Consider the following 270-nt stretch of genomic DNA (forward strand, 5'->3'; position numbering starts at 1 on the left):
TGCCTGAAGTGACCAATATCTTTACCTCAGTGGGGGAAGCGCAGCAGGAGATGGATTCCGCTTCAAGCGGGGGTAAAGCAGAAAACATCGCTGGCTTGGATATTGTGCTAGCGCCGCGAGCAGAGCGTATCTCTAAACAAGAGATTGAACGAAAAATTAGTAATATGTTGGCAGAAGTACCGGGTGCTCGTTTTACGGTCGGTCTATCGAGCGGCGGTGAGACAGGATATAATTTTTCTTTAACCAGTACCAATCCAGAAGTATTAGAAC

1 protein-coding gene is annotated in these 270 nt (G+C 47.0%); it reads left to right on the forward strand.

What is annotated here, in order from left to right; all coding sequences use genetic code 11:
- A partial coding sequence (locus AAEY93_RS20645; RefSeq protein ID WP_351079542.1) for a hypothetical protein occupies nucleotides 1-270 on the forward strand: 270 nt, incomplete at both ends.

It is taken from the genome of Shewanella sp. CAL98-MNA-CIBAN-0140, assembly GCF_040309905.1.
Taxonomy (GTDB): domain Bacteria; phylum Pseudomonadota; class Gammaproteobacteria; order Enterobacterales; family Shewanellaceae; genus Shewanella; species Shewanella psychromarinicola.